The 3475-nt window shown below is 69.6% G+C and carries 4 protein-coding genes; 3 read left to right on the forward strand and 1 reads right to left on the reverse strand.

What is annotated here, in order from left to right:
• Nucleotides 1-102: 102 nt before the first annotated feature.
• Nucleotides 103-840 carry an NUDIX hydrolase gene (locus WAN02_RS18630; protein WP_422265724.1) on the reverse strand — a complete coding sequence of 246 codons (738 nt, stop codon included), beginning with the start codon at nt 838-840 and terminating at the stop codon, nt 103-105.
• Nucleotides 841-1017: 177 nt separating this feature from the next.
• Here WAN02_RS18630 and WAN02_RS18635 point away from each other — a divergent pair, with 177 nt between their 5' ends.
• The 3 genes from WAN02_RS18635 to WAN02_RS18645 are packed head-to-tail and all read left to right on the forward strand — an operon-like array spanning nt 1018 to nt 3326.
• Nucleotides 1018-2460, forward strand: coding sequence for a CCA tRNA nucleotidyltransferase (locus tag WAN02_RS18635; RefSeq protein WP_422265725.1), 1443 nt, complete (start codon nt 1018-1020; stop codon nt 2458-2460).
• Between the two features lie 23 nt (nt 2461-2483).
• Entirely contained in the window at nt 2484-3020 is a 537-nt protein-coding gene (locus tag WAN02_RS18640) for a pullulanase (RefSeq protein ID WP_422265726.1), read from the forward strand.
• Nucleotides 3021-3059: 39 nt separating this feature from the next.
• Nucleotides 3060-3326 carry an acyl carrier protein gene (locus WAN02_RS18645; protein ID WP_422265727.1) on the forward strand — a complete coding sequence of 89 codons (267 nt, stop codon included), beginning with the start codon at nt 3060-3062 and terminating at the stop codon, nt 3324-3326.
• The last annotated feature ends 149 nt before the right edge of the window (nt 3327-3475 follow it).

A 3475-nucleotide genomic window follows, 5' to 3' on the forward strand; every position in this document is an offset into this window, starting at 1 on the left:
CAGCAGCGCTGCCCGCCGGAGTCGCGGCGCCGTCGAACCGCTGTCAATCCCTGCGAGCGAGTGGTGCCTCAACCTCGATTTGCTCTGCATCGTCGTCGGAGGCTACGGCCCCGGACCGCGACCGTTCTTGCGGCCTCGGGCGGACTCGTCGGGCCGACGGATCCGGGTGCGGGAATGGGTTTGCGGACGCCGCCGCGGTGAGGTGGGCGGCAGCGGCGGCAGCGCGGCGGGGCCGTCGCTCTGCAGCTTGTCGATCAGCTCGTCGGCCACCTCGGCCAGCCGGCGTTCGTCGGCGTACGCCAGCCGGGACGGCAGCTCGGGGATCGGCACCCATGCCACCTCGGCGACCTCCACGTCATCGTCGGACAGCTCGCCGCCCAGAAAGCGCATCAGATAGTGATGCACGGTCTTATGTACTCGGCGACCGTCGGTGACGAACCAGTAGTCGATGCGGCCCAGCGCCGCCAGCACGCTGCCTTGTATCCCGGTCTCCTCGGCGACTTCCCGGATCGCGGTCTGTTCGGCGGTCTCGCCGAGTTCGATGTGGCCTTTGGGAAGCGACCACAGCATCCGGCCGCGTCGATCGACGCGACCGATCAATGCCGCGACCTGCTCTTCACGCGGCCGATCGATGTTGTCGATGACCAGTCCGCCGGCCGATGTCTCGTGCACGGTGCGCAGCCGCTCGGGGCCGCGGCGTTGCGCGGGCTTCGCTGGAGCGGCTGGTGTGCCGCCGGCCACGGCCTCGTTGCCGGATTGGGCCTCGCCCGACCCTGCCGAGCGTCGACCGCGGCGCCTCCCCCGGCGCCGACGCGGTTGCGATTTTTCGCCGTCGGACACCCAAGCGATAGTAGCTGGCGTGCTCAGACGCTCTGGCCACACTCGCCGGTAGGGAGCTGCACGATCGGGCTACGGTGCAGCCACAGATCGGACTCTCCCCCTCGCCGCTTCGCGGCTGGGCGCTACCCCCACAGCGGCCACCGGGCGCCGCATCGTCGTCCGACTACGCTCTGTCCCGTGCCCGACGATGCCCAGGATGCCGAGCTGCTGACCGCTGCCGCGGTCGCATTGAACAGGCATGCCGACGTCCTGCGCGGGCTCGGCGGGCTGTTCGCTGCCGCCGGCCACCAGCTGTATCTGGTCGGCGGCTCGGTGCGCGACGCGGTGCTGCAGCGGCCGATCACGGATCTGGACTTCGCGACCGACGCCCGCCCCGAGCAGCTGCAGAAATTGCTGCGGCCGTGGGCCGACGCACTGTGGGACACCGGCATCGAGTTCGGCACGATCGGCGCGCAGAAGAACCACCAGCGCCTGGAGATCACCACGTTCCGAGCCGACCGTTACGACGGCGTATCCCGCAACCCCCAGGTGCGTTTCGGCGACTCCCTCGACGACGACCTGGTGCGCCGCGACTTCACCGTGAACGCGATGGCGGTGCACGTGACGGCGACTGGCGCCGCCGAATTCGTCGATCCCCTAAAGGGTTTGGCCGCGGTGCGGGCCGGCATCCTGGATACGCCTGCGGCGCCGCAGGTTTCGTTCGGCGACGACCCGCTGCGGATGCTGCGCGCCGCGCGGTTCGTCTCGCAGCTCGGCTTCACGGTGGCCCCGCGGGTGCGTTCAGCGATCGAGGACATGGCCTCCGAGCTGGGCAGGATCACCGCCGAGCGGGTCGCCGCCGAGCTGGACAAGCTGCTGCTGGGCGCCGATCCGGTCGCCGGTATCGAGCTGATGGTGCAGACCGGGCTGGGCGACGTGGTGCTGCCCGACGTCGGCGGCATGCAGATGGCGATCGACGAGCATCACCAGCACAAGGACGTCTACCAGCATTCGCTGACCGTGCTGCGGCAGGCGGTCGCCTTGGAAGACGAAGGTCCCGACCTGGTGCTGCGCTGGGCGGCGCTGCTGCACGACATCGGTAAGCCCGCCACCCGCAAGCACGAAGCCGACGGAGGAGTGAGCTTCCACCACCACGAGGTGGTGGGCGCCAAGATGGTCCGAAAACGGTTGCGCGCGTTGAAGTATTCGAAACAGATCATCGACGACGTCTCGCAGCTGGTGTATCTGCACCTGCGGTTCCACGGTTACGGCGACGGCAAATGGACCGACTCGGCGGTGCGGCGTTACGTCACCGACGCGGGCCCGTTGTTGGGTCAGCTGCACAAGTTGGTGCGCGCCGACTGCACCACCCGCAACAAGCGCCGCGCGGCCCGGCTGCAGGCCAACTACGACGACCTCGAGGCGCGGATCGCGGAGCTGGCCGCCAAGGAAGACCTGCAGCGGGTGCGACCGGACCTGGACGGCAACGCGATCATGGACCTGCTCGGTATTCCGGCCGGCCCGCAGGTCGGCGAGGCGTGGCGGTACCTCAAGGAGCTGCGGCTGGACCGCGGGCCGCTGACCAGCGAGGAGGCCACCGCCGAGCTGCTGTCCTGGTGGAAGACCCGCGGGAACCAGTAGCGGCCCGGCCGCGTCGGACTGGCATGGAGTATTGCCTGAGCGCCGGTGACGGCGCAGCGACGATGTGGGAGCGCGGACCGGATCTCGACCTCAACGGCGACGGCCGGCTCGACGCCGTCGGCCTGGACTTCGACGGCGACGGTCTGGCCGACGACGCCCTGGCCGATCTGGACGGGGACGGCATCGCCGACCATGCCGTTCTCGACGTCGACGGCGCAGAAGAACGTTATTTCACCGACGACGGCTCGGGCACCTGGTCGGTGGCCACAGACCCAGCCGCCCGACCGGCGCGGGAGGCCTCCGGACTGCGCTGGTTCGGGCTCGACGGTGCCGAGCACACCGGTAACCCGTTGTCCGAGTTCGGCGCCGAGGGTCGTGCCGAGGTCCGGCTGCTCGACATCGACGGCAACGGCCTGGCCGACCGCGCAATCACGTCCGGCGAGAAGGGCGTCACCGGCTACGTCGACACCGACGGCGACGGGCGGTGGGACATCAAGCTGACCGACGCCGACGGCGACGGCGCCGCCGACGCGGCCAGCGTGTTAGCGCCCAAACCGTAGATCCCCTTTGGCGGCCGCGGCCCGGTACTGTGACGGCCCATGAACTCCGACCAGTCGTCGTCTGACTCGGTGAGCGCGGCCCTGATCGAGATCTTGCGCGAGGACCTCAACATCGACGTCAGCCGGGTGACGCAGGAGTCCCGGCTGGTGGACGACGTCGGCTTGGACTCGGTGGCCTTCGCGGTGGGCATGGTCGCAATCGAAGACAAGCTCGGTGTGGCGGTGTCCGAACAGGAGTTGCTCGGCTGCGACACCGTCGGCGACCTCGAGAACGTGATCCGGGCAAAGGTCCCGGTCGGCCAGTGAGCGTGCTGGCCACCGCCCTGTCCAGGGCGATGCGCGCCTCAGCTCACAACCTGGTGGTCTTCGACAAGGATGCCGACGCCTGGACGCGGCACCCGTGGCCGCAGGTGCACGCCCGCGCCGAGGGCATCGCGATCCGCATCCTCGACCAG

Origin of the sequence: Mycobacterium sp., assembly GCF_049281135.1 — a bacterium.
Lineage (GTDB): Bacteria > Actinomycetota > Actinomycetes > Mycobacteriales > Mycobacteriaceae > Mycobacterium.

Bases quoted from the DNA above. Each gene is read 5' to 3' on its own strand.
- WAN02_RS18640 (WP_422265726.1), top strand. From the start codon at position 2,484: ATGGAGTATTGCCTGAGCGCCGGTGACGGCGCAGCGACGATGTGGGAG.
- WAN02_RS18645 (WP_422265727.1), top strand. From the start codon at position 3,060: ATGAACTCCGACCAGTCGTCGTCTGACTCGGTGAGCGCGGCCCTGATC.